Consider the following 21,146-nt stretch of genomic DNA (forward strand, 5'->3'; position numbering starts at 1 on the left):
CAGGCCCTTGCCATGCGGATGCCCCCCTTTCTCCGACTCTTCCTGCCGCCGGCCCGCCGCCGCGTGCTGGCCATCGGCACCGCTCTGGCCCTGGCCGTTCTGGTCGGCACGCTGGTCCTGATGTGGCGCGAACTGGGCACCCTGCGCGCGCCCCTGCTGTTCATGGCGCTGGCGATCACGCTGATCGGCCCGATGACCCGCATCGCGTGGCGCAATGCCCGCGCCCGCGAAGCAGCGCAGCACAGACTCGAAAAAGCCCGGCAGCAGACGGCGCAGCGCGAGCAGGAACTGTCCATCCTGTTCAAGAGCGTGAAGGAGCTGATCTTCCGCACCGATGCGCAGGGCGCGATCCGCTTCGTCAATCCGCGCTGGCACCAGCTGACGGGCGAGCCTCCCGCCGCGGCCCAGGGCAAGCGTCTGTGCGACGTCGTGGAGCCCCAGTCCGCCCCCGTCGTGGCGGCGCTGTTCCAGGCCGGCCGTTCCACCGGCTGGCGCAGGGGCAGGGCCAGCCTGCGCGGCCTCAACGGCAAGGCCCGGGTGCTGGAGATCACCGTCATGCCGCTGACCCACAGCGACGGCCAGTTGTACGGCTACGCCGGCAGCGCGGTGGACATCACGGCCCTGCACGGTGCGCAAAAAAAGCTGCAGCACCAGCTGGCATTGACGGAGCGCGTGCTCGAAGGCAATCCGCTGCCCCTGTGCCTGACCGACATGCAGGGCCGCTTCATCACCGTCAACGCCGCCTGGGAAAGCTTCATGGGTGTGCCGCGCAGCCATGCGCTCGGCCGCCTGAACCGCGACATCCTGCCCGCGGCGCAGGCGCAGGCCTACGACGCGCACACCGAGCAGTTGCTGCGCGAAGGCGGCACCGTGCGCTACGAAGAGCGCGTGCCCCGGACCGATGGCAGCGTGCGCGACGTGCAGATCACCAAGGTGCTGCTGCACTCGGCGCAGGGCGAGCCCATGGGCGTGCTGATCAACAAGCTCGACATCACCGACTTCCTGGCCGCACGCCACCAGGCGCAGGAGGCATCGCGCACCAAGAGCGAGTTCGTCGCCAACATCAGCCACGAGCTGCGCACGCCGCTGCAGTCCATCCTGGGCTTTTCCGAACTGGGCATGGTCCGCGCCCGCCAGCACGAGAAGTACGCCGCCATGTTCGGGGACATCCACGCGGCCGGCCAGCGCATGCTGGGACTGATCAACGACCTGCTCGACCTGTCCAAGATCGAGAGCACGGTCGGTGCATTCCACTTCGCGCGCAATGACGTGCGCGACCTGCTCGAGGACGTGGCCGCAGAGCTGCAAGTGCTCCTGGAGCGCAAGGGCCTGGCGCTGCGGCTGGAACTGGGCCGCACGCCGCTCGTCTCCAAGGTCGACCCCACGCGCTTTGCACAGGTGGTGCGCAACATCCTGTCCAACGCGGTGAAGTTCTCGCCCGAGGGCAGTGCCATCGAAATCAGCGCCGGCACCCCGGACGAGAGCACGATCCTCGTGCAGGTGCGCGACCATGGGCCCGGCATCCCGCCTGCCGAGCTCGAGACCGTGTTCGATGCCTTCGTGCAGTCGAGCAAGACGCGCGACGAATCGGGCGGCACGGGCCTCGGCCTGGCCATCTGCCGCAAGATCGTCACGGCCCACGGCGGGCACATCCATGCCACCAATGCCCCCGGCGGCGGAACGATCTTCCACATCACCCTGCCCACGGCGATATACACCGACACCATGCCCTCGCCCCTCGTATGAACCCGCCCTCCACATCGCGCCGGGGGCTTCAGCCCGCAGCCCTGAAATACTCCATCGCGGCCTGTGCATTCAGCGCCCTGGTGCTGCTGGGCACCTGGGCCACCATGGTCTCCATGCTGCACTGGCAGTGGAAGGAAACCCTGAACGCGGAAATGCGCCAGAACACCAACACGGCCATAGCCCTCAAGGAGCACACCCTGCGCATCCTGGACACGGTGGCCCAGGCCATGGCACTGGTTCAACGCGCGGCGGCCGACCACGCGCTCGGCGGCGACGCGCTGGTGCGCATCGCCAACGACACGGGCATGACGCCGAACATCCTCACGCAGCTGTCCTTCATCGATGCCGACGGCATCTTCCAGGGCAGCAATCTCGACCCGGATGGCTCCAAAAGCAAGAACGTCAACCTCATGGAGCGCGAGCATGTGCGCGTGCACCTGCAGCCCGAAAGCACCACCGCCAAGCCGATGAGGAACGGGCTTTTCATCAGCAAGCCCCTCGTGGGCAAGGTCTCGGGCGTACGCACCATCCAGCTCACGCGCAAGATCGTCGCAGCGGACGGCAGCACGCTCGGCGTGGTCGTCGCATCGCTCAACCAGAGCCATTTCATCAACGTCTACCGGGACGTGGATCTCGGCGCGCGAGGCGGCGTAGCGCTTGCCGAGCTCGACGGCGCGCTGCGCGTGCGCGTCATAGGCGGCGCCAACGCGGAAATCGTCCACCCCCTGCCCGAGCCCATGATCAAGGCCACCCGCCTCAGGGCCAACGGCGCGCTCAAGGTCATGTCGTCCGACGGCATCGAGCGCATCGTCGGCTTCAGCCGCGTGGGCGACTACGACCTGACCGTGCAGACCGGCACCTCGACCGAAGACGCCTTCGCCTCCTGGCGCGAGATGCGCAACACCGTTCTGCTGCTCACATCGCTGCTGAGCGTGGCGGTGATGGTGTTCGTCGCCGCCTTCCTCGCCAGCATCCGCCGCCTGGCGCGCAGCAACGAGGCGCTGCAGCACAGCGAAGCGCAGGCGCAGAGCGCCAGCCGCGCCAAGAGCGAGTTCCTGGCCGCCATGTCGCACGAGCTGCGCACACCGCTCACCAGCATCCGCGGCTTCGCCGAGCTCATGGAGCTGCGCAGCAAGGACCCGATGGTGCGCGAGCAGTCGGCGCTGATCCGCCAGGGCTCGGAGCACCTCAACGCGCTGCTCACCGAGATCCTCGACCTGGCCAAGGTCGAGGCCGGCTCGATGCCCATCCACCCCGAGCCCGTGGCCCTGCCGCAGCTGCTGCCCGAGGTGGCGGAGCTGTTTCGCATCAGCGCCGTCGCCAAGGGGCTGGCGCTGGAAACGCTCCAGCATCCCGCGGCGGCCCAGCCCCTGCTGACCGACCGCCTCAAGCTCAAGCAGATCCTGAACAACCTGCTGTCCAACGCCATCAAGTTCACCGCCGAGGGCGGCGTGGAGCTGGCCGTCGAGCCCAGCGCGGACGGCCGGTGGATGTTGTTCCACGTCACCGACACGGGCCCCGGCATCGCCCCGGAGCTGCAGGAAGTCATCTTCGAGAAATTCAGCCAGGGCAACGCCCGCGTGAGCTACCAGCACGGCGGCACGGGCCTGGGCCTGTCGCTGTCGCGCGCGCTGGCCACGCTGCTGGGCGGCACGCTCACGGTGCAGTCCAGCCCCGGCGAGGGCGCGCGGTTCACGCTGGCGCTGCCGACCCGGCCCGCTACGGCCGCGTAGCGCCGCCGCCCGGGGCCTCGGGCACATAGACCATGCTGCCGTCCTTCATGCGGTAGGCCACGCCGGCCTTCATGCCCTGGCCTTCGCCGATCTGGCCCGAGGACTGGTACTGCTTGAGCTCGCTGCCCTCCTTGACCAGCATTTCCATGTCGGGCCTGCCCGCGTTCTTGATGACCACCACGTCCTGCGTGGCAAAGGGATTCAGCGGGTTCTCGGCCACGGCGATGAGCAGCACGGCGATCACGACGAGGAACACGTCGATGATGTTCACCACGCTGAGGATGGGGTCGTCCTCGTCGGAGTCGCCCAGGATGTCGATGCGCATGCGGCGGGGGTCAGCCATGGGCCAGCTCCCGGGTGGCGCGCGCGGGCGCAGCGTCCAGGCCGATGAGCAGCGCGTTGAGTTCCTCCATGAGCCAGCGCTTGCGCAGCGTCTGCACCACGAAGGTGATGGCCGCCGCCAGCAGCGCCACGATCACGGCGGCAAAGGCCACGACCAGGTTCTGCGCCATGCCCTGCGTGTTGCCCGCCGCCACGGCCACCAGTGCCGGGCCCATGGGGATCATGGTGGCCACCAGCCCCAGCAGCGGCGCCACGCGGCTGACGATGCGCTGCAGTTCGAGCTGCTTGAGCACGTACAGCTCCAGCCCGTCGCTGCCCAGGTGCGCGTGGCGCTGCCAGTAGCGGTGCAGGGGCTGCAGGCCGCGCGGCTGGCGCACGCGCGCCACGGCCTCCACCAGCACCTGCCCCAGGCTGAACAGCGCATAGGCGAACATCAGGCACAGCAGCACCAGCACCGGGGTGAGGAAGAACTTGGAGATTTCGTAGAGGAAGCTTTCAAGGGCGTTCATGCGGAGGCTTTCAGGGAAGGAGAAAAGGAATGGCGGCTGCGGCGCACGCGCCAGGCCTGCCAGGCCATGCCCGCCAGCACCACGGCGCCCAGCAGCCAGGCGTAGACCCAGATGAGCCGCTGCACGGGCGTGGTGCGCAACACCTCGCGCAGCTCCTGGCCGCGCACCACGGGGGGCGGCGCAGGCTGCTGCTGCGGTGGCGGCGGTTCAGGCTGCACAGCCGCCTGCGGGGGGCGCGCAGCCGGCGCGCCGGGCGCAGCGGGCGCGGGCCGGGGCCCGATGCCAAAGCCCTGCGCCAATTCGGCCACGTAGGCCTTGAAGGTGTCGTTGCTGGTGTGCACGTCGTGGCGCGCGGCCAGGTCCTGGTAGGTGGCCACCAGTTCGCGCCGGGTGCGTTCGTCGGCCTTCCAGTAGTCCTTGCGGATGGCTTCGAGCATGCGCTCGGCCACCTGCGCCAGCGCCGTGGGGTTGTTTTTCTCGAACCACGCGCGCGTGCCCAGGCGGTGGCGGTCGTTCACGTAGGTTTCGTGGAACTCCTGCCACTGGTCGTCGCGCACCACGTTGCGGTCCATCACCTGCCAGCCCCAGAAGTTGTTGACGGTGTTGAGCATCTGCAGCGTGCCGCTGTAGCCCTCTTTCATCATCTCCTTCATCCAGTTCGGGTGCTGGTACACGCTGCGCAGTTCGGTGGCCATGAACTTTTCGGCCGTCTGCAGGCGCGCACGGTTGGGGTCGCGCATGTTGGAGATGTAGAGCTGCGGGTTCTTGCCATCGAGGTGCTTGACCGCCATCGAGATGCCGCCCAGGTACTCGAACGGGTGGTCGGTGTCGAGCAGGCCGCGCAGGTTGGACGAGCGCGAGAACACCGCCGCGCTGGTGCCGCGCAGGTGCTCGGCGTAGGTGTTGATCTCGCGGCCCGCAGGGTCGGCGAGCTTGCGGCTCCAGTGCGCGGTGTTCGGGCCGTAGGCCCAGGACATGCGCGAGAGGTAGAGCTTTTCCAGCTTGCCGTCGCCCTCCTCCCACATGCCGGAGGCGAGCGAGGCGTCGGTCAGCTTGGTGCTGTAGTCGCCGCTTTCGTTGCCGAAGATGCGGGTCAGGGCAAATTCGCGCGCGTCCTGCGCCGCCACGCCCTGCTGGCGCAACGCGGCCTCGATGCGCTCCGTATTGGCGCGGACGAAGTTCTGCCCGCGCGGCTCGGGCTGCGCCGCGAGCAGCTGGATGGCCTCGTTGAAGCGCTCCATCACGTTGGGGAACTGGTCGCGGTACAAGCCGGTGAGCGAGATCACCGTGTCGATGCGCGGGCGCCCCAGCTCCTGGAGCGGGATCACCTCCATTCCCACCACGCGCCCGCCCTCGTCCCAGCGCGGCCGGGCGCCCATGGCGTAGAGGACCTGCGCCTCCAGCATGCCCAGGTGGCGCAGCGTCTCGGTGCTCCACATGCTGAAGGCCAGCTTTTCGGGGAACTTGCCGTGCTCGGCCTGGTAGGACTGGATCAGCGCCTGCACCGCCTCCTTGCCCGCCTCGTAGGCGGCGCGCGTGGGGATGCGCGCGGGGTCGAAGCCATACATGTTGCGCCCGGTGTGCAGCGCGTCGGGGTTGCGGATCGGGTCGCCGCCGTAGGACGGGTCGATCCAGCGCGCCGACAGGCCCTGCAGCACGCCCTCCACCTCCCAGGCGGCGCGCAGCGTGACCAGGAAGCGCCGCCCCTTCTCGGCCAGCAGGCGCAGCGGCGCGTCGTCCAGCTCGCGCAGCGGGCGCTCGCTGAAGACCCAGTCTTCGACGAAGCGGTAGGGCGGGGACTGGGGCAGGTCCTGGTAGCCGCCCCTGAACGCGGCCTTGGCGTTCTTCACGCCCGTGGCCTCGTAGAGCGGCTGGCCCAGCATCTGCATCACGTTGCTGACAAGGTGGGCGCGCTCGGCGTCCAGCCCCAGGGTGTGCAGGCCCAGCGGCTGCTGGGCGGCGCCCAGGTCTTCGAGGTAGTCTTCCAGGGCGCGCAGGAACTTGTCGAAGTCGCGCTCCAGGCCGGCCACCTTCCATTGCAGGTCTTTGTGGATGTTCATCTTCACCGCCTGCGCCACGATGAGCTTGCGGTTGTTGTCCTTGACCAGGCCGGAGTCGAGCGACTGGTATTCGCGGATCAGGTCGTTGATGCGCACGAAGTCTTCCGGCAGGCCAGCGGGTGCGAACGCCGGGGTCTGGTGGCTCACGATCACGCCGCGGCCGCGCCGCTTGACGTGCAGCGCCTCGCCGATGTTGTCCACGATGTACGGGTACACCACCGGCGTGTTGCCCACCAGCAGGTTGGGGTCGTCGTAGGCCCACAGGCCGCGCTCCTTGCCGGGCGTCCACTCCTGCGAGCCGTGCGTGCCAAAGTGCACGATGGCGTGCGCGGCGTGCTGCTCGCGCGCCCACAGGTAGGTGGCCAGGTAGAAGTGGTTCAGCGGCACCTTGGTGTCGTGGAACAGCTTTTTCTCGTCGTGGTGGCCCGCCGCCGTCTCGCTGCGCATGGGCTGGGGCAGCACCACGAGCCGGCCCAGCTTCAGGCGCGGGATGACGAAGCCCTGCTGCCCCTGGTGGCGCACCACCCAGGGGCTTTTCGCCGGCGCGCCCCAGAAGGCGGTGATGCGCTCGCGCACCTCGGCGGGCAGGCCCTGGAGCCAGCGTTCGTAGGCCGCCAGGGGCAGGAAGTCCCAGTGCGGCGTCTTCATCAGCTCGCCCAAAGTGCCGCTGCGGTACGACGGGCGCAGCATGGTGGCCACGGCGGCGATGATGTTGGCCTCGCTGGCGGCGGCTATGGCGTAGCCCTCGGCGCGCAGGCGCTGCACCAGGTGTTCGATGGAACGCGGCACGTTGAGGTTGGAGGCGCCCTGGTTCTTTTCCCCCGGCGGATGGTTCCAGAAGAACAGCGCCAGGCGCTTGCCGGCGTTGGGCGTGGACTGCAGGCGCGCCAGGTTCACGGCCTTGCCCGCAAGCAGGTCCACCTGCTCGGGCAGGGGCACGAGTTCGCCGCCCTCGTTGGCGCTGACGACCACCGGGTCCTGCAGGCCGATGTACTCGGCATTCGTCAGCGCGAACGGCAGGTTGAAGCTGCTCACGCCCACGGTGTCGCGCAGGTAGTCGGCGCGCGTGCCCTGGCGGTAGGAGAGCATGTTGATGACCGGCACGCCCATGGCGCGGTGCCAGGCCTTGCGCGCATCGGGGTTCACGCCCAGGAAGGTGTTCACCAGCAGCACCTGGGGCAGCACCTTGCCGTCCAGCGTGATGATGGGTTCGTCCACCTCCACGGCCGCCAGTTCCTGGGGGTTGGGAAAGCCCGGCCCGGCATACGGCCCGGCGGCAATGTCCGCCGTCCGCACCGGCCGGGCCGCTACGGCGGCGCCCTGGGCCTCGGCAGCCGCGCGCGCCACGCGGCTGCTGCGGTAGAACACCAGCGGCAGCGCGCCGCGCGCCTCCAGCGCGGCAATGGTGGCGTCGAGCACGCGGGTCTGCCCGTCGGACAGGTAGCTGGACGACATCTCCATGCCGACCACCGGCGCGCCCTGCGCGGCGCTGCCCTTGCGCGCCTGCCACCAGGCGAGGTAGCTGCGCAGGTCGGCAAACACACCCTTGTCGTAGGCCGGGTGGTAGATGCCGCCGTTGGGCAGCGCCACCGGCCCGGGCACGGCCGCGGTGTCCGTGCCCTGCAGCACGGCGCGCAGGTACTGGAACAGGCGCTCGTGGTTCACGCGCATGCCGCCCACGTAGTAGTCGAACACGCGCTGGGCCTGCGCACTCGGCAGCCCCATGGGGCGCAGGCGCACGGGCGGGCTCATCACGTGGATGCCCACGCCCGGCAGGCGCGCGGCGCGGATCTGCGCCCCGGCCACGCGCTCGATCAGCGCCTGGTCGTCGGCGCGCGGCGCGTCCACCAGCACCAGGCGCGCGCCGTCGAGCACGCGCGCCACGCCTTTCTCACCCTCGGTATCGACCTGCGTCCAGGCCAGTTCCATGCCCTGGGTGCGCGCAGCGTCCTGCATGAGCTGGAACTTGCGCTCCAGCACCATGGTGCTGCTGATCAGGGCCACCTTGTCGGCCGCCGCGGCGGGGGCCGCGAGTGCGCAGCACAGGGCTGCGACCATCCATATCCAGCGTGTCATGTTCAGGATTCCGTCAATTCATAAACGATGGGAATGCGCAGGTCCGCCGCGCGGCCCGGCGCCATCTGCGCGGCCAGCGCCTGGGCCACGCTGCGCACCAGTTGCTCGGCCGCAAGGTCCAGCGCCTTGAAGCCCGAGGAGTGGTGCAGCACGCAATGCAGCAGGCTGCCGTCGGCCGCGATGCGCAGGTGCACCACCACGGTACCGCTCTGGCCCATGCGGCGCGCGCTGGCCGGGTAGCGCTTGCCCTGCTGCAGGGCCTGCTCCAGCCGGGCGCGCCATTGCTGATAGCCCTGTTCGTCCTGCGGCGCGGGCGGCGCCACGGCGCTCGGTGGCGCCGCAGGGACCGCGGCAGCCACCGGGGGCGAGGGCTCGGCCGGGGCCGCAGCATTGGCGGGCGTGGCCACCGTGGGCTCGGATTGCAGCGGCTGCGCCTGGGGCTGCGGCGCCTGCACCGGCACCTGGGGCGCCGGTGCAGGCCGGGGCCGTGCCGCTGCCCGCTGGCGCGGGGCCGGCTCGTGCGCCGCCTGCGGGGGCTCGGGCGCAGGCGGCTTCGGTTCGGGCGCGGCCCAGCGCACGGCCACGTCCAGGCGCTGCACGGCGGGCGGCGGGGCCACGCCCCACCAGAGCGCCGCGCCCAGCAGGCTGGCATGCAGCACGGCCGAGAGCAGCCAGTCGCGCGAGGCCATGCGCGCTGACACCGAGGCCGCAGTCAAGGTGTGCGCGCTCATGTGCGGCGCACCTCCAGCGCCACCTTCTCGAAGCCCAGCGCCTTCACGCGGTCCACCAACTCGACGAAGTCCGTCAGCGCCAGGGCGCCGTCGGCGCGCACCGTCACGGGCTGGGCGCGCCCGAAGCGCGCCAGGGCCGACTCCAGGTCGGCCACGCGCTCGTCGTTCAGGTACAGCATCTTGTGGCTGGTGAGGGTCAGCACCACGGGGACGGGCGTGGCCGGGGCCGGCTGGGCCGATTGCGCCAGGTCCACCGGGATGCGCCCGGTGACCACGAAGGTGGCCGTGGTAAGCACGATGGTGAGCAGCACCAGCATCACGTCGACCAGCGGCACGATGTTGATGGATTCGATGTCCTCGTCCATGCTCAGCCTCCCTGGGCTTCGTCGAACTCGGCGAGCTTTACGCGCACCACGCGGCGCAGCGCGTTGTTCAGCCCCACGCAGGGGATCGCCACGCCGATGCCCACGGCCGTGGCCTTGAGGGCCAGGGCCAGGCCGGTCATGATGGTCTTCACGTCCATGGCGCCGCTATGGCCCAGCGCCTCGAAGGTCAGCATGATGCCCAGCACCGTGCCCAGCAGGCCGATGTAGGGCGCGTTGGCCGCCACGGAGCCGATCACGCCCAGGCGCTGGGTCAGCTCCGTCTCCAGCCGCACGCGGCTGCGGTAGCTGCGTACCTGCACCTGGCGGTAGAAGCGCCAGCGCTCCAGCGCCACCGCCACGGCCCAGGCGCTGAGCGCCAGCAGCAGGCCCACCACGCCCCACTCCACCATCGACTTGAATTCCTGCATGGCGTGCCTCCCGTCAGAACTGCAGGCTCAGGCCCAGGCGCCAGGTACGGCCCGGGTCCACCACGATGGACGGGTCCTGGCTGTCGTAGCGGCCGTCCATGTTCGAGTCGCCCGCGCCGCGCGCGGTGATGTAGTAGCGCTTGTCGAACAGGTTTTCCACGCGCAGGAAGGCGCTCAGGCGCGCGCCGGGCCACGAGGAAAGCTTGGCGCCGTACTGCGCCGTGAGATGCAGCAGGGTGCGGCCGGGGAGCTTTTCCTGGTTGATCTCGTCGGCCCAGGACGCGGCCTTGGCGTCGATCTCGCCGCTGAGCGCCCAGCCCGGCGCGGGCTGGTAGTTGGCGCGCAGGTTCAGCTGGTGCGGCGACGTGCGCGGGATCTTCCTGCCGGTGTTGTCGTAGCGCTGCACGGTGAAATTGCTTTGCCAGAAGCCCGGGGTGGCGCGCTGCGCCGCCGTGGGGCTGGCGACGAACGCGCCGTTGGCGTTGCCATAGCTCTGGTAGTAGCTTTCGTAGCGGGTGAACCAGGCATCCAGGTAGGTGTAGGCCGCATCGAAGGACCACTGGCGGTGCGGCTGCATGCGCAGCTCCAGCTCCAGGCCGCGGCTGCGCGCGCCGCCGATGTTGCGGAACTGCGAGCCGCCACCCGACGGGTTGTTGGAGCCCGCGTACTGGCCGTTGCTGTCGAGGATGAAGTCCTTGCGGTCCACCTGGAACAGCGTGGCGTTCAGGCTCGACGGCCAGCCCGCGAGTTGCGTCTGGTGCTTGAGGCCGATCTCGAAACTGATGGCCTTTTCCGGCTTCAGGTCGGGGTTGCTTTGCACCAGCGCGTTGGTGGTGATCTGCCCGCGGTAGAGCTGCTCGGCCGTGGGCGCGCGAAAGCCCGTGGACACCGCCGCGTGCAGCGCGGTGGCCTGGTCCAGCGCGTGCGTCAGGCCCAGGCGGTAGCTGCTCACGTCGAAATCCTTGCGCTCGGCCACCGGGCGGTTGCCATTGCCCGCCACGGGCTGCGCATTGAAGCGCACGCCGATGCGGTCGTGCCGCAGGTTGAAGGTGGCGGCCGTCTTCTCGCCCAGGCCGAGCTTGGCCTCGCCGTACAGCGCCTGGGTGGTTTCGATGGTGTCGTCGTCGCTCAGCACCATGCCCGCCGGAGTGACCGGCCCGGCGGGGCGGGTGCGGTAGCTGTTGAGCGTGGAGACGCGGTTGTCGTAGCTGTTGCGCTTGAGCTCCAGCCCGCCCATCAGCGCCAGGCGCTCCAGGCGCGTGCGGTACTCGGTCTTGAAGCCGCGCTGCACCTGGGTGTAGTCGTTGAACAGGCTGTAGTCGTTGATGCCAGCGGTCGGCGCGCCCGCGGCCGTGAAGCGCATGGGGTTGGCCCAGAAGGTGGTGTCGTCCTGGAACTGGTAGAGCACGGCGAGCAGGTTGCTGCGCTCGTCCAGGTCGTTGGAGTAGGTGAGGTTGACGCGCGCCAGGTCGACGTTGAAATTGCGGCTGTAGCCGCGCCCGCCGTCCAGGCCGCGCGGGTCGGCCAGGGCATTGGCCGCGCCGGTGACCGTGCCCTCGCGGTCGCGCAAGCGCTCGGACTTCTCGAAGCCCAGGCTCAGGTCGCTGCGTGCGTCCAGCGCGTACTTCAGGTTGCCCGACCAGGTCTTGCTGTAGGTGCGCGACATGAAGTAGTAGCCGTCCTGGTCGCGGTCGCTGTACTGCAGGTGGCCGCTGAGGTCGTCGCGCGCGAAGCCGGCGCGCACCATGGCGCGGCGGTAGCCGAACGCGCCCGCGTCCGCCTCGGCCTTGACGCCCCGCTGGCTGGCGCCGCGCCTGGTGGTGATGACCACGGCGCCGGCGAGCGCGTCCTCGCCGTAAAGGTAGGAGGCGCTGCCCTTGATGACCTTGATGGACTCGATGTTGTCGATGTCGATGTTCACCTTGCCGGTGCGCTCGAACACGGGCACGCCGTCGATGATGATGGCCACGCCGGGCTTTTCGCCCATGTAGCGCTGGTTTTCCACGCCGCGCAGCTTGATCTTGATGGTGTCGCCGTCGCCCTGCAGGTCGGCCGTGACGCCGCTGACGGCGCGCAGCACCTCGATCAGGTTCTTGGCGTGCTGGTCCTCGACCTCCTTGCGGCCGATGGTGGTGGAGGACACCGGGTCGGTGGCGCTGGACAGGAAGCGGTCGTCGATGGCCGAGCCAGTGATGGTGATGGGGTCGAGGGCATCGCCCGCCTGGGCGAGTCCGGGCACAGGCAGGCCGCAGGCCAGCAGGCAGGCCAGGGCAATGGTGGAGTGACGCAGCATGGTGCTTTTCCTCTGGAGAGGGGAAGGTCTGAACGGGTGTGGCGCGGCATGCCACGGCCATGCCGTGGGCAGCGGGGACGAACCGGCGGGCGCGCATGCGGTGTTGCATCCAGGCGCATCACGAGGCGCGCAGCCGCAGGCGGTGCCATGGCATGGCGGAGCGCAGCGACGCTAGCGAGGCGTTTGAATGCCGGGCCGCATCAGGGGCGCGGCGGGCCGGGCAGCAGGCGAACGGGGAGAGGGAGGGACGGCACCCGCCGCCCGCAAGGCTCAGGCGCGGGGAGTGCGGTCAGCCGCGCGCTGCGGGAGGCGCGCGCGAGAGGGCATGCAGCCAGACGGTGGACGTGGGCCCGGTGCGGTAGAACGCCACGGGCATGGCCTGCGCACAGCCCAGCAAGGGGAGCGCGGCTGCGGCGACGGGCGGCGGCGCCGCCACGGCATGCATGCCGCACCACAGACAGGGCTTTTGCATCGGGGAGTCCTGTGGCCCGTCGCCGCCGGGCTCCGTGCCGGAGTCGGCCTGCACCAGCAGCATGCCGGTACTGGTGCACACCTCCATCGCCAGCTCCGGGCTGGCACCGGACACCACGGTGTGCGCCATGAGCGGGGCCAGCGCGCCGAACGTCACGGCCAGCATCGCCAGCAAGGCGACAAGACGGCGGTGGAGGCGCGCAACGAGCATCGGTGGATTGTAACCAGCCGCTGTGGCCCGGCCCTTGCGCGAACGCAAGAGCGCACCGCCCTACTTGCTGCGCCGCGCGCGCGGATGGGCCTGGTCGTACACCCGGGCCAGGTGCTGGAAGTCGAGCCGCGTGTAGACCTGGGTGGTGGTGATGTTGGCGTGGCCCAGCAGCTCCTGCACGGCGCGCAGGTCGCCGCTCGATTGCAGCAGGTGGCTGGCGAACGAGTGGCGCAGCATGTGCGGGTGCACGGGCGTGGTCAGGCCGGCGCGCTGGCTGCGCTGGCGCAGGCGCAGCCACACGGACTGCGCCGACAGGCGCGCGCCGCGCCGGCCGATGAACAGCGCGGCATCCGCCGCCGCGCCGCCGAAGGGCTGGCCGCGCACGGCCAGCCAGCCTCGCAGCGCCTCGGCCGCCGCCCGGCCCACGGGCACGCTGCGGCGTTTGCTGCCCTTGCCGAACACGTGCGCCTCGCCCGCCTGCAGATCGATCCAGCCGCGCCCCTGCTGGTGCGTGGCCGGGCTGGGCGCCACGTCCAGGCCCACGAGCTCGCCCACGCGCAGGCCGCAGCCGTAGAGCAGCTCGACGATGGCGGCGTCGCGCGCCTCCAGCCAGGGGTCGGCGCCGCTTTCCTCGTGCTCGGCCAGGCGCACCGCCTCGTCCACGGGCAGGGCCTTGGGCAGCGGCTTGGGCGCCTTGGGCGCGCGCACATCCTGCACCGGGTTGTGCGGCACCAGGCCCTGGCGCGCGGCCCAGGCGTAGAAGCCGCGCCAGCCCGAGAGGATGAGCGCGATGCCGCGCCCGCTGCGCCCCGCCGCGTGCATCTGCGCGACGAAGCGGCGGATGTGCGCGCCGGTGAGCCGCAGGAGCGGCAGCCCGGCGTCCGCGGCAAAGGCCGCCAGCCGCTGCAGATCCAGCGTGTAGAGCGTGAGCGTGCGCGCGGCCAGGCGCTTTTCCACGCGCACGTGCTCCAGGTACTGCAGCGCCTCGGGCGGCAGTCGCGGGGACGGCGGGGTTTCAGGTTGCATCTGATTTGATAGCTGCCAGCGCTTGCCATTCAATGGATTCAACATGAAAATATGCTTGAACCGGCTTCAGGCAAGCGCAGACAGCTCGCTTTTTCAAAGCAGCCGCGACAGCGCAGCGCTGGCCAGCTCGGCCATGCGCGCGAGGAATTCCGTGCCCATGGTGGCCTCGAAGCGGTGCGGATCGGGCGAGCCCAGCACCAGCAGGCCGAAGGCGGGCTGCTCGGCGCTGTCGATGGCGCCGCGCCGCAGCGGCAGCAGGGCCAGCGACTGCACCTGGCCGGCCTGCGCGAGCCAGGCCGTGGCCTCGAAGCCCAGGTTGGGGCCGCAGAACGGCATGGTCAGCGACGAGGCGAAGGAGCGCACGTCCTCGCTCACGCCCTGGGCGAACGGCTGCCCGGCATGCCCGGGCGCCATGCCCCACAGGCGCAGCGCGACCTGCGGCACGTCGAACAGGGCCTGCATGCCCTGCTCCACGGCCTGCGGCAGCGCGGCCGCGTCGCGCTCGGCCAGCAGCTGGCGCGACCACTGGTGGATCCTGTCGGCGATGGCGGCGTTCTCGTGGCCGTGGCGCACCATGTCCATGACGCGGTGCTCCAGGCCCTTGATCTTCTCGCGCAGCATCTCCGCCTGGCGCTCGTGCAGGCTCACGGCGCGCTGGCCGTGCGGGCTGGCGATGGTGACGCTGGCCAGCAGCTCGGCGTGGCGCTCGAAGAAGCCCGGCGTGTTGGCCAGGAAATGCGCGATGTCGTCTTCGGTGATGGGGGAAACGGGGGAGGAGGAAGAGGTCATGGTGTCTCGGGAATGTCGATCTGGCCTTCGAAAACGGTGGTGGCGGGGCCGGTCATGAACACGGGGTCATCCAACCCGCCGGCCCAGGCGATGGTGAGCAGGCCGCCGCGCGTGTGCACGTCCACGCGCGCGTCGAGCAGGCCCAGGCCCACGCCCGCGACCACGGCCGCGCAGGCGCCCGTGCCGCAGGCCAGGGTCTCGCCCGCGCCGCGCTCGTACACGCGCAGGCGCACCTCGGTGCGGCCCACGACCTGCAGGTAGCCCGCGTTCACGCGCTGCGCAAAGCGCGGGTGGCCCTCGATCAGCGGGCCGGTGCGGGCCACGGGGGCGCTGTCCACGTCATCGACCAGCTGCACGGCATGCGGGTTGCCCATGGACACGGCCACTACCATTACGGTAGCTTGCGGCGCTTGCCCATCCAGCGCCAGAGGCCATTTTTGTACAAAACCCTGCGGCACGGGCACGAGGCCCGCGGTGTCGAACGGCAGGTGCGCGGGGTCGAGCACCGGGCGGCCCATGTCCACCGTCACGCGCCCGTCGGCGGTGAGCTCGGGCGCGATCACGCCGGCCATGGTCTGCACGCGGATCCGGTCCTTGGCGGTGAGCCCCTTGTCGCGCACGTAGCGCGCGAAGCAGCGCGCGCCGTTGCCGCACTGCTGCACCTGGCCGCCGTCGGCGTTGTGGATCAGGTATTCGAAGTCGATGCCCTCGGCGGGCGAGGGGCGCACGGTGAGGATCTGGTCGGCCCCCACGCCGAAGTGGCGGTCGGCCAGGAAGCGGTACTGCGCGGGCGTGAGGCCCAGGCGCTCCCGGGTCTCGTCGAGCACCACGAAGTCGTTGCCCGCGCCCTGCATCTTGGTGAAGCGGATCTGCATGGCGCGATTATCCGCCGCGATCCGTCGCACGCGCGCGGGCGGGCACCGCCACCTGGCGGGCCGCTCTTGCCGATAATGCGGCGATGCCACGCCAGAACCAACAGCTCCACCCCCACCGCGAACCCGTCACCCCCTTGGACGCAGCCACCGTGCTGCTGCTGCGCGACGCGCCCCAGCCCGGCGGCGCGAGCGCGCTGGAGGTGCTGATGACGCGCCGCTCGGACAAGGCCAGCTTCGTGCCCGGCGCCTACGTCTTCCCCGGCGGCGGCATCGAGCCGCAGGACGCCGACCCCGCCAGCCACGCCCTGGCCGAGCACCGCCCGGCGCAGGACTCCGCGCGCCTGACCGACGCCATGGCCGCGATCCGCGAGAGCTTCGAGGAGCTGGGCGTGCTGCTCGCGCGCCGCGCCGACGGCAGCTGGGCCGACGCCACCGACATCGCCGCCCTGGAGCGCAAGCCGGCGCCCGGCACCGCGTTCGCCGCGCAATGCGCCGCGCGCGGCCTGCGCCTGGCGGCTGACGCCGTGTACCAGCTCGCGCACTGGACGGGCGACCGCAACCTGCCCAAGCGCTTCGCCGTGCCCTTCCTCGTGGCGCGCATGCCCGCGGGGCAGGAGCCGGTGGCCGACGAATCCGAGCAGTTCGAGCCCGTGTGGGTGCGCCCGGCCGACGCGCTGGCGCGCCACGAGGCGGGGCAGTTCTTCATGATCTTTCCCACCATACGCACGCTGCAGCGCCTGGCGCAGTTCGCCGACGTGGACGCCGTGCTGGCCGCCGTGGCGGGCGAAAAGCCCCTGTGGGCCAGCAGCCCGCGCTCGGGCATGCTCGCGGGCAAGGAGGCGCGCTTCATGGAGCACGAGCCGCCCTACGGCGAGCTGGCCCTGGTCACGCCCACGGGCCGCTGCGAGCATGTGCTGGACTGGCAGAGCGAGACGCCCGTGCCCCTGCTCAGGAACGTGCAGCGCCTGACCGCGCCCAACCCCGGCGTGATGACCGGCCCCGGCACCAACAGCTACCTGGTGGGCGACCCCGGCACGGGCTACATCGCCATCGACCCCGGCCCGGCCGACCTGGAGCACCTGGAGCGGCTGTGGCGCGCCGCGGGCGGCGACATCCGCATCATCGCGTGCACCCATTCGCACCCCGACCATTCGCCCGGCGCCGCGCCGCTGCAGGCCATGGTGGCGGCGCACGGGCGCCCCAGGCCACCCGTCCTGGGCCTGCCCTCGGCCCCCACGGCGCGCGCGGCCAGCCAGTTCACACCCGACCGGCCGCTACAGGATGGAGAGCTGCTCGCGCTTGCCGGGCAAGGGCCGGATGCCAAAATCACCCATACCCTGCAGGTGGTGCACACCCCCGGCCACGCGGCCAACCACCTGTGCCTGCTGCTGCGCGAGGACGGGCTGCTGTTCTCGGGCGACCACGTCCTCAACGGCAGCACCACGGTCATCGACCCGCCCGACGGCAACATGGCCGACTACCTCGATTCGCTCGACCGCCTGGACGCCCTGTGCGCCGAGCACGGCGTGGAATTCATCCTGCCCGCGCACGGCTACGTGCTGGGCGAGGCGCGCGCCGCAATCGCGCGCCTGAAGGCCCACCGCCTGGCGCGCGAAGCCAAGGTGCTGGCCGCCATGCAGGCCCAGCCCGATGGCAGCATGGACGACTGGGTGCGCCTGGCCTACGACGACGTGCCGCCGCGCATGTGGCCCGTGGCGCAGCGCTCGCTGCTCGCGCACGTGGAGCGCATCCGCATGCTGGAGCCGGGCAATGACTGAAGCCGGCGCCGGCGAGGCCGTGCGCCTGGCCAAGCGCGTGGCGCAGCAGCTGGGCTGCTCGCGCGCCACGGCCGAGCAGTACATCGAAGGCGGCTGGGTGTCGGTGGACGGCCAAGTCGTCGAGGAGCCCGCGGCGCGCGTCGCGCCCGCGCAGGCCGTGGCCCTGGCGAGCGACGCCAACCTGCTCGACCTGCGCCCGGTCACCCTGCTGCTGCACCGGCCCGCCAATGCGGATGCCCAGGAATGCCTGCGCGCCGAGCGCCACGCGGCCGAGCTCGACCCGCCCGGCACGCGCGTGCTGCGCCGCCACCTGCGCGCGCTCGAATGCGCCGCGCCGCTGCCCGCCGGCGCCAGCGGGCTGGCGGTCTACACGCAGGAGCGGCGCATCGCGCGCCGGCTGGCCGAGGACATGGCGCTGCTGGAGCAGGAATGCATCGTGCACGTGGAAGGCCGGATCGCGCCCGACGGCCTGCAGGCCCTGGGCCGCAACCTGCCGCACCACGGCGGCCCGGCCGCGCCGCACCTCAAGGCCAGTTGGCAGAACGAGACCCACCTGCGCCTGGCGCTCAAGGGCGTGGACATGGCGCACATCCCCGAGCTGTGCGCCGCCGTGGGCCTGCGCGTGCTGGGCGTGCGGCGCATACGCATGGGCCGCCTGCCGCTGGCGCGCCTGCCCGAAGGGCAGTGGCGCTACCTGCAGCCCTGGGAACGGTTCTGAAAGAGCGGAACGGCCCCCTCTGGGGGAGCCGGCGATGAAAAAGTGTGAAGCGCGCCGATAAGCCGGATTCTGTGCGCCCGGTTGCCCGGGCGTGACCGCCATTACTCTGGGCCGGGGGTCGCCCACCCGGCTCGATGCCACCTACCCGCACACTCCGGGGGCCCCGTCAACGTGTGCCTACTTGGTGTTGCTGCGCGTAGAGATTGCCCGTTTCACCCGAAGCGGGCGGCGCCCGCTTCGGGTGGCTATGGTCTTTGCGGCTTGCGCCGCAAACCGTCTGGCTTGCGCCAGCCGTGCCCGCTTGCGCGGGCGACCGATAGAACACCGTCGGTGGCTTGCTGCCTGCCTCGACTCGTCTCTGTTGCTCTGATCCTCACCTCACGGTGGACAGCCGTTAGCTGCTACGCTGCCCTGTGCAGTCCGGACGTTCCTCCAGTGCGGCCTTCTCAAGCGCGCACCAGCGGCGGTCTGGCGTGCTTCACGGCCGCCATTGTCTCACCGCGCGGGCAGCTGTTCATAGATGTTGTAGGCAATGATCAGGAGCGAGCCCACGATGCCCAGCATCATCAGCACCGGACCCCAGCGCGACTCGCGCGCGGAAAAGCCTATGAGCAGCAGCGCGCAGCTGGCGGTGAGCATGAGCATGGTGGACTGCAGAAGGGTCATGGTGTCTGGCCTGTCGATGACGATCCCTCCATTGTGCTGCGCATGGACCATGCGCATATCACGGCTGCGACATATCGATATCGCGACGCGGCACGACAAGTCCTCCACAATCGGCGTCTGCATCCCGCTGTGCCGGCGGATTTCCACCTCTTTTTCCGGAGACACCATGCGAGCCGACAACGTCCTGCAAACCATTGGCAACACCCCCCATATCCGCATCAACCGCCTGTTCGGCCCCGGCGCCAACGTGTGGGTCAAGTCCGAGCGCGCCAACCCCGGCGGCTCGGTGAAGGACCGCATCGCGCTGGCCATGGTGGAGGACGCCGAGAGGTCCGGCGCCCTCAAGCCCGGCGGCACCATCATCGAGCCCACCAGCGGCAACACCGGCATCGGCCTGGCGCTGGTGGCCGCCGTCAAGGGCTACAAGCTGATCCTGGTCATGCCCGACAGCATGAGCATCGAGCGCCGCCGCCTGATGCTGGCCTATGGCGCGCAGTTCGACCTCACGCCCAAGGAAAAGGGCATGAAGGGCGCCATCGCCCGCGCCGAGGAACTGGCCGCGCAGACGCCCGGCGCATGGATTCCCCAGCAGTTCGACAACCCCGCCAACGCCGACGTGCATGCGCGCACCACGGCGCAGGAGATCCTGGCGGACTTTCCCGAAGGCATCGACGTGCTCATCACCGGCGTGGGCACGGGCGGGCACCTGACGGGTTGCGCGCGCGTGCTCAAGGCCAAGTTCCCGCAGCTCAAGGTGTTCGCCGTCGAGCCCTCGCTCTCGCCCGTGATCTCGGGCGGCGCGCCCGGCCCCCATCCCATCCAGGGCCTGGGCGCGGGCTTCATCCCCAAGAACCTGGACACCAGCCTGCTGGACGGCGTGATCCAGGTCGATGCCGAGCCCGCGCGCGAATACGCACGCCGCGCCGCGCGCGAGGAAGGGCTGCTGGTAGGCATCTCCTCGGGCGCCACGCTGGCGGCCATCGCGCAGAAGCTGCCCGACCTGCCCAAGGGCGCGCGCGTGCTGGGTTTCAACTACGACACGGGCGAGCGCTACCTGTCGGTCGAGGGCTTCCTGCCGGCCTGACCCGCGCGGGAAAGGGGGCGGGCACAATCGCCCCCATGCCCGCCCCCTCCCGCAACGCCCCCATCCACATCGGCGCCGCAGACTCCGCGGCGCCCCTCAGTCCCCAGCAGAAGAAGTTCAACACCCAGGTGCAGCGCATCGCCGCGCAGCGCGAACTGCTCACCGCCTGGGACGAGGCCGCCACGGCCTGCCGCGCGCGCCACGCCAGCGAATACGCGCCGCTGCTCGCCACGCACCACGCGCTGCTGTGCGAGCTGGCGCAGTGGCTCGACACCGACGCCTCGCCGCGCAAGCTCTCCAAGGCCGACCGCGCCACCCTGGGCGAAGCCATCGCCGCCCTGGCCGCCGGCCTGGCCGACAGCGCGCGCGACGAGGCCACGCGCGCGGCGATGAAGGCGCTCTACAACCGCTACGCCCAGGCCGACTTCGACGCCGGGCAAGCCGAGGCCGAAGAAGCCGCCAGGACGCTGGCGCGCACCATGGCGCAGGAGGTGTTCGGCCTGGACCTCGAAGGCGTCGACCTGGACTCGCCCGAGGACATCGCGCGCCATGTCGACGAACAGATGCGCGAGCGGCAGGCCCAGGCCGAGCGCGCCCGCGAAGCCCACCAGGCCGAGCGCCGCAGGAAAAAGCCCGGCGCCCGCGAGCGCAAGGCGCAGGAGGAAGCCAGGCAGGCCAGCCAGTCGGTGCGCGAGATCTACCGCAAGCTCGCAAGCAGCCTGCACCCCGACCGCGAAACCGACCCCGCCGAGCGCCAGCGCAAGACCGCGCTCATGCAGCGCGTGAACCAGGCCTACGCCGCCAACCGCCTGCTCGACCTGCTGCAGCTGCAGCTGGAGGCCGAGCAGATCGACCCCGCGCACATCGCCAGCCTGGGCGAGGAACGCCTCAAGCACTACAACCGCGTGCTGGCCGAACAGCTGGGCGAGTTGCAGCGCGAGGTGCGGGCCGTCGAAGACGGACTCTGCGAGGAGTTCGGGCTCGACCCGTGGCGCCGCCACAAGCCCGCCAAGCTCATGGGCCACCTGCGCGCGGGCATCCAGTACCTGCAGGCGGACATCCAGCACCTGCGCCAGCAGATACGCACGCTGCGGGACGACCCGGCGGAACTCAAGCCCTGGCTCAAGGAGCAGCGCGCCGCGCTGCGCGAACAGGACGATTTCCCCGGCGACCTGCTCGACCTGATGGGCCGGTAGAATCAAAAACGATAGCTTCCAGCGCTTTCCACACAAGCGCTACAGCCAC

At 70.6% G+C, this 21,146-nt stretch carries 18 protein-coding genes and 1 other RNA gene; 6 read left to right on the plus strand and 13 right to left on the minus strand.

Features of this window, described 5'->3' with window-relative positions:
• The first annotated feature begins 12 nt into the window (after nucleotides 1-12).
• Complete coding sequence (locus ACX12L_RS19360; protein ID WP_459264074.1) at nucleotides 13-1,746, plus strand: sensor histidine kinase; 1,734 nt, start codon at nucleotides 13-15, stop codon at nucleotides 1,744-1,746.
• Complete coding sequence (locus tag ACX12L_RS19365; RefSeq protein ID WP_459264075.1) at nucleotides 1,743-3,479, plus strand: sensor histidine kinase; 1,737 nt, start codon at nucleotides 1,743-1,745, stop codon at nucleotides 3,477-3,479. Before ACX12L_RS19360 ends, ACX12L_RS19365 begins: the two co-directional genes overlap by 4 nt.
• On the opposite strand, the gene ACX12L_RS19370 is transcribed toward ACX12L_RS19365, so the two are convergent.
• The 11 genes from ACX12L_RS19370 to dapF all read right to left on the minus strand — a co-directional run bounded on the left by ACX12L_RS19370 (nucleotide 3,466) and on the right by dapF (nucleotide 15,655).
• Nucleotides 3,466-3,822 (minus strand): DUF2149 domain-containing protein, encoded by a 357-nt coding sequence (locus ACX12L_RS19370; RefSeq protein ID WP_459264076.1) that lies wholly within the window; start codon nucleotides 3,820-3,822, stop codon nucleotides 3,466-3,468. The genes ACX12L_RS19365 and ACX12L_RS19370 overlap by 14 nt on opposite strands.
• Entirely contained in the window at nucleotides 3,815-4,330 is a 516-nt protein-coding gene (locus tag ACX12L_RS19375; protein ID WP_459264077.1) for a MotA/TolQ/ExbB proton channel family protein, read from the minus strand. Before ACX12L_RS19375 ends, ACX12L_RS19370 begins: the two co-directional genes overlap by 8 nt.
• The gene (cobN, locus tag ACX12L_RS19380; RefSeq protein ID WP_459264078.1) at nucleotides 4,327-8,466 is read right to left on the minus strand and encodes a cobaltochelatase subunit CobN; all 4,140 of its coding nucleotides are present in this window, start codon (nucleotides 8,464-8,466) and stop codon (nucleotides 4,327-4,329) included. Before cobN ends, ACX12L_RS19375 begins: the two co-directional genes overlap by 4 nt.
• A 2-nt stretch (nucleotides 8,467-8,468) precedes the next feature.
• Nucleotides 8,469-9,197 carry an energy transducer TonB gene (locus ACX12L_RS19385; RefSeq protein WP_459264079.1) on the minus strand — a complete coding sequence of 243 codons (729 nt, stop codon included), beginning with the start codon at nucleotides 9,195-9,197 and terminating at the stop codon, nucleotides 8,469-8,471.
• Entirely contained in the window at nucleotides 9,194-9,562 is a 369-nt protein-coding gene (locus tag ACX12L_RS19390; protein ID WP_459264080.1) for an ExbD/TolR family protein, read from the minus strand. The genes ACX12L_RS19385 and ACX12L_RS19390 overlap by 4 nt, the downstream gene beginning before the upstream one ends.
• A gap of 2 nt (nucleotides 9,563-9,564) precedes the next feature.
• A complete protein-coding gene (locus ACX12L_RS19395) occupies nucleotides 9,565-9,990 on the minus strand; it encodes a MotA/TolQ/ExbB proton channel family protein (RefSeq protein ID WP_459264081.1) in 426 nt (141 codons plus the stop codon).
• Between the two features lie 13 nt (nucleotides 9,991-10,003).
• Nucleotides 10,004-12,283: a TonB-dependent receptor gene (locus tag ACX12L_RS19400; RefSeq protein WP_459264082.1), complete on the minus strand. Its 2,280-nt coding sequence runs from the start codon at nucleotides 12,281-12,283 to the stop codon at nucleotides 10,004-10,006.
• Between the two features lie 289 nt (nucleotides 12,284-12,572).
• On the minus strand, nucleotides 12,573-12,965 hold the full coding sequence (locus ACX12L_RS19405) for a DUF2946 family protein (RefSeq protein ID WP_459264083.1): 393 nt from the start codon (nucleotides 12,963-12,965) through the stop codon (nucleotides 12,573-12,575).
• A gap of 60 nt (nucleotides 12,966-13,025) precedes the next feature.
• A complete protein-coding gene (locus ACX12L_RS19410; protein WP_459264084.1) occupies nucleotides 13,026-13,991 on the minus strand; it encodes a tyrosine recombinase XerC in 966 nt (321 codons plus the stop codon).
• Between the two features lie 93 nt (nucleotides 13,992-14,084).
• Nucleotides 14,085-14,780, minus strand: coding sequence for a DUF484 family protein (locus ACX12L_RS19415; RefSeq protein ID WP_459264085.1), 696 nt, complete (start codon nucleotides 14,778-14,780; stop codon nucleotides 14,085-14,087).
• On the minus strand, nucleotides 14,777-15,655 hold the full coding sequence (dapF, locus tag ACX12L_RS19420) for a diaminopimelate epimerase (protein WP_459264086.1): 879 nt from the start codon (nucleotides 15,653-15,655) through the stop codon (nucleotides 14,777-14,779). The genes ACX12L_RS19415 and dapF overlap by 4 nt, the downstream gene beginning before the upstream one ends.
• An 83-nt stretch (nucleotides 15,656-15,738) precedes the next feature.
• On the opposite strand from dapF, the gene ACX12L_RS19425 reads away from it, so the two are divergent.
• Together ACX12L_RS19425 and ACX12L_RS19430 are read left to right on the plus strand one after the other, a co-directional pair.
• Nucleotides 15,739-17,433 (plus strand): MBL fold metallo-hydrolase, encoded by a 1,695-nt coding sequence (locus tag ACX12L_RS19425; RefSeq protein ID WP_459264087.1) that lies wholly within the window; start codon nucleotides 15,739-15,741, stop codon nucleotides 17,431-17,433.
• A complete protein-coding gene (locus ACX12L_RS19430) occupies nucleotides 17,426-18,151 on the plus strand; it encodes an RNA pseudouridine synthase (protein ID WP_459264088.1) in 726 nt (241 codons plus the stop codon). The genes ACX12L_RS19425 and ACX12L_RS19430 overlap by 8 nt, the downstream gene beginning before the upstream one ends.
• Nucleotides 18,152-18,193: 42 nt before the next feature.
• Here the strand turns inward: ACX12L_RS19430 and rnpB are convergent.
• An RNA gene (gene rnpB, locus ACX12L_RS19435) (RNase P RNA component class A) lies at nucleotides 18,194-18,631 on the minus strand.
• Nucleotides 18,632-18,646: 15 nt separating this feature from the next.
• Complete coding sequence (locus tag ACX12L_RS19440) at nucleotides 18,647-18,817, minus strand: hypothetical protein (protein WP_183043450.1); 171 nt, start codon at nucleotides 18,815-18,817, stop codon at nucleotides 18,647-18,649.
• A 166-nt stretch (nucleotides 18,818-18,983) separates the two neighbouring features.
• On the opposite strand from ACX12L_RS19440, the gene cysK reads away from it, so the two are divergent.
• A complete protein-coding gene (cysK, locus tag ACX12L_RS19445) occupies nucleotides 18,984-19,901 on the plus strand; it encodes a cysteine synthase A (protein WP_459264089.1) in 918 nt (305 codons plus the stop codon).
• A gap of 35 nt (nucleotides 19,902-19,936) precedes the next feature.
• A complete protein-coding gene (locus ACX12L_RS19450; RefSeq protein WP_459264090.1) occupies nucleotides 19,937-21,097 on the plus strand; it encodes a J domain-containing protein in 1,161 nt (386 codons plus the stop codon).
• Nucleotides 21,098-21,146: the final 49 nt, after the last annotated feature.

This window comes from Alicycliphilus sp. T452, assembly GCF_054512775.1.

Bases quoted from the DNA above. Each gene is read 5' to 3' on its own strand.
- ACX12L_RS19360 (WP_459264074.1), top strand. From the start codon at position 13: ATGCGGATGCCCCCCTTTCTCCGACTCTTCCTGCCGCCGGCCCGCCGC.
- ACX12L_RS19365 (WP_459264075.1), top strand. From the start codon at position 1,743: ATGAACCCGCCCTCCACATCGCGCCGGGGGCTTCAGCCCGCAGCCCTG.
- ACX12L_RS19370 (WP_459264076.1), bottom strand. From the start codon at position 3,822: ATGGCTGACCCCCGCCGCATGCGCATCGACATCCTGGGCGACTCCGAC.
- ACX12L_RS19375 (WP_459264077.1), bottom strand. From the start codon at position 4,330: ATGAACGCCCTTGAAAGCTTCCTCTACGAAATCTCCAAGTTCTTCCTC.
- cobN (WP_459264078.1), bottom strand. From the start codon at position 8,466: ATGACACGCTGGATATGGATGGTCGCAGCCCTGTGCTGCGCACTCGCG.
- ACX12L_RS19385 (WP_459264079.1), bottom strand. From the start codon at position 9,197: ATGAGCGCGCACACCTTGACTGCGGCCTCGGTGTCAGCGCGCATGGCC.
- ACX12L_RS19390 (WP_459264080.1), bottom strand. From the start codon at position 9,562: ATGGACGAGGACATCGAATCCATCAACATCGTGCCGCTGGTCGACGTG.
- ACX12L_RS19395 (WP_459264081.1), bottom strand. From the start codon at position 9,990: ATGCAGGAATTCAAGTCGATGGTGGAGTGGGGCGTGGTGGGCCTGCTG.
- ACX12L_RS19400 (WP_459264082.1), bottom strand. From the start codon at position 12,283: ATGCTGCGTCACTCCACCATTGCCCTGGCCTGCCTGCTGGCCTGCGGC.
- ACX12L_RS19405 (WP_459264083.1), bottom strand. From the start codon at position 12,965: ATGCTCGTTGCGCGCCTCCACCGCCGTCTTGTCGCCTTGCTGGCGATG.
- ACX12L_RS19410 (WP_459264084.1), bottom strand. From the start codon at position 13,991: ATGCAACCTGAAACCCCGCCGTCCCCGCGACTGCCGCCCGAGGCGCTG.
- ACX12L_RS19415 (WP_459264085.1), bottom strand. From the start codon at position 14,780: ATGACCTCTTCCTCCTCCCCCGTTTCCCCCATCACCGAAGACGACATC.
- dapF (WP_459264086.1), bottom strand. From the start codon at position 15,655: ATGCAGATCCGCTTCACCAAGATGCAGGGCGCGGGCAACGACTTCGTG.
- ACX12L_RS19425 (WP_459264087.1), top strand. From the start codon at position 15,739: ATGCCACGCCAGAACCAACAGCTCCACCCCCACCGCGAACCCGTCACC.
- ACX12L_RS19430 (WP_459264088.1), top strand. From the start codon at position 17,426: ATGACTGAAGCCGGCGCCGGCGAGGCCGTGCGCCTGGCCAAGCGCGTG.
- ACX12L_RS19440 (WP_183043450.1), bottom strand. From the start codon at position 18,817: ATGACCCTTCTGCAGTCCACCATGCTCATGCTCACCGCCAGCTGCGCG.
- cysK (WP_459264089.1), top strand. From the start codon at position 18,984: ATGCGAGCCGACAACGTCCTGCAAACCATTGGCAACACCCCCCATATC.
- ACX12L_RS19450 (WP_459264090.1), top strand. From the start codon at position 19,937: ATGCCCGCCCCCTCCCGCAACGCCCCCATCCACATCGGCGCCGCAGAC.